We start from the raw sequence: 1922 nt of genomic DNA, 5'->3' as shown, positions 1-1922 counted from the left end.
CGTTAAAACAGGCACTTGAAAAGCTTGGGATAATTTGGAACATTTTTCGTCATCTTCATCAAAAACCGCTGATAGCTTTTTCATTTCTGATCATACTCCCCCTCACTTTTTTTCAGGTAGTTTAAAAGATCGCTGAAATCAAAGAATAAGAGTTTATCTTTGATCCACCTGAGTCCCCTTGTGAAGTATGAATACCAAAGGCACTCTGACTGTTTTTTTTGTAAGCAATTTCTTGTGTAAGGCCCGTTATAGAAGCGTATAAAATCGTCATAAGTTTGGAAAGTCTTCCCAAATCTTTCATAGGGGTATTTTCAAGGGTAACCCCTTGCGTTTTCATAGTTCTGAACAGCCGTTCAATATCCCATCTTTATTTGTAGGCTTTTAGTACCCGGTCTTTATCTTGAGCAAATAACAAGGTGCTCATCTTTAATCTTTTTACCTACGATACCCCCCCTAGGATCATCCAGCATGTTATACAGATGGCGGCTTTCGTCCGTATTTAGGTGAGTAAAAAAATCCTTCAAAGGCTTTTTAGAGGTGCCGAAGTTGGCCAATGGATTATCTTTTATACGGAAAAAAAAGGATCTTGTGGTCACACAAATAAGTCAAACAAATAAGTGATCCAATCTTTGCCCACAAATTCGCGATCAGCTGAAAAGGAGAGAATTTTATTGACCCCAAAGATTTCCTTAAATTGGTTTAATAAACTGCTGCGTGCTTGGGGGTGCGAATTTTTCTGGTGATCAAGCATGCTCCAAAACAAAGGAAATGCAATCTTTCCAACTCTAACAGCTAGTACGAGGCTATTGATATTCTGCGTTCCAAACTTCTAATTGGTGCCATCGAGCATTAAATGCATTTTAGGAACTGGCTCCCAAATGCTTGATATTAAGGCTTTTGAGAAGAGTCCAGAATCAATTCCTTGTCCTTTAAAAAAAACGCCTGACGCGTTCAAGCTGGGATTTTATTGAAGCTGGAGCGTTCATCTTGTGGATCAGCGCAGGATGCTGAACCTTTCGCTGATCGATCATACTAAGTACGAAGGTTTTAAAAGTCTCTGCGCGGGAATTGTGAAAAGCTAATAGTTTTGTTATCTTATTTATTAAGGATGAGAGGTTCATTTGCATTAAACATTGTTGTTTATTTTTAATAAAATAGCCTCTCTTTCGGATCTTTTAAAGACCCTTCAAAAAAGTGAGGGGGAGTATGATTTCTGATAACGTACGCATAATATTTTCGCCCCACAGTCCACACCCCACTACTGCAATCATCGACCTTTCGTTACCTCGAATTTAAAACGCCTTAACATTTCCGTGAAGGTTGATGGTACCACACCGCTTAACTCTCTGTAAAGATTGAAAAATGCAACAGTCTTGTCTGACTTTCATGGATCCCAAAAAACACTCCGTTTATACAAACTGCCTGCATTGTATCGTTAATGAAGATTTACGCAGTCCAGCCCTATAGCACGAATCTTATTTACAACCTCTTCAAGAGGAGCACTAGCATCCACAACCCATTGACATTGCTGACGTTGTTGTTCCCAATAAACAGCAAACTGGGGCAAAGCCTCTTGGTCTAAGCGCTTGGCCACGTATTCTTTGCTATCTCCTCTATTAAGCATCCTTTTTACCCGCTCTTCTTGAGAAAGCTCTAGCCAAATTCTGACATAGCGTATACGCGGATCAAAAACAGAATCTTTTCCAAAAACCCAGGGGGTAATAAACCGAGAAATATTTTTCTTTTTTCCTTCCTCAAGGGTGGAATAGGGAATCGCATAAGTATGTTCGTAATATTTTGTATGAAGTGCAAACTTTTTTTCTTGAAACATCTTATTGTAAATCTCAGAATTTACAAAACAATACTCTCCATCTAAATCAGAAGCTCTTTTAGGGCGAGTAGTTACCTTTAACACGGTCTGC

The 1922-nt window shown here is 39.0% G+C and carries 6 protein-coding genes; all 6 read right to left on the bottom strand.

Features of this window, described 5'->3' with window-relative positions; all coding sequences use genetic code 11:
• Positions 1-121: 121 nt before the first annotated feature.
• Positions 122-337 (bottom strand): hypothetical protein, encoded by a 216-nt coding sequence (locus tag HE1_RS05460; protein WP_035545550.1) that lies wholly within the window; start codon positions 335-337, stop codon positions 122-124.
• Between the two features lie 58 nt (positions 338-395).
• The gene (locus tag HE1_RS09140; protein WP_162531230.1) at positions 396-554 is read right to left on the bottom strand and encodes a hypothetical protein; all 159 of its coding nucleotides are present in this window, start codon (positions 552-554) and stop codon (positions 396-398) included.
• A gap of 38 nt (positions 555-592) precedes the next feature.
• On the bottom strand, positions 593-751 hold the full coding sequence (locus HE1_RS09135) for a hypothetical protein (protein WP_162531296.1): 159 nt from the start codon (positions 749-751) through the stop codon (positions 593-595).
• Positions 752-829: 78 nt separating this feature from the next.
• Positions 830-955, bottom strand: coding sequence for a hypothetical protein (locus HE1_RS10055; protein ID WP_278243466.1), 126 nt, complete (start codon positions 953-955; stop codon positions 830-832).
• The gene (locus HE1_RS08350; protein ID WP_162480416.1) at positions 930-1127 is read right to left on the bottom strand and encodes a hypothetical protein; all 198 of its coding nucleotides are present in this window, start codon (positions 1125-1127) and stop codon (positions 930-932) included. The genes HE1_RS10055 and HE1_RS08350 overlap by 26 nt, the downstream gene beginning before the upstream one ends.
• A 308-nt stretch (positions 1128-1435) precedes the next feature.
• Positions 1436-1922 (bottom strand): nucleoside/nucleotide kinase family protein (locus HE1_RS05450; RefSeq protein WP_035545548.1); only part of this gene is annotated, 487 nt, incomplete at its 5' end.

It is taken from the genome of Holospora elegans E1 (genome assembly GCF_000648275.1).
In the GTDB taxonomy this organism is placed as follows: Bacteria; Pseudomonadota; Alphaproteobacteria; order Holosporales; family Holosporaceae; genus Holospora; species Holospora undulata_A.
This window is presented reverse-complemented; position numbering and strand designations above follow the sequence as displayed.